The organism is Desulfobulbus rhabdoformis (genome assembly GCF_016919065.1).
Lineage (GTDB): Bacteria > Desulfobacterota > Desulfobulbia > Desulfobulbales > Desulfobulbaceae > Desulfobulbus > Desulfobulbus rhabdoformis.
Window position 1 is genome coordinate 1 of record NZ_JAFFQA010000200.1, and the last position, 257, is coordinate 257.

Below are 257 nucleotides of genomic sequence, written 5' to 3' on the forward strand. Positions count from 1 at the left end.
GCTGCCGAAGTCCTGCGTTCATTCGCCCGCAATGCAAAATCTTTGGGCGCCGAGATCGGCATGACCATGGTCCTGCACACACATTCAAGGAGATTGGAATTTCACCCGCATATCCACGTCCTGATCCCTGGAGGTGGCATTGACCAACAGGCTCGGGTTTGGAAAAAGCTATCGGGGAAATATCTCTTCAACGGTTTTGCCTTGGCCAAAGCCTTTCGCGGTAAGTTCCTGGCCGGAGCAGATGCTATCGGCTTGCG

At 54.1% G+C, this 257-nt stretch carries 1 protein-coding gene; it reads left to right on the top strand.

Annotated features, from left to right (window positions below):
• The coding region (locus JWJ90_RS23055) for a transposase (protein WP_205229539.1) at positions 1–257 on the top strand (257 nt) is incomplete at both ends.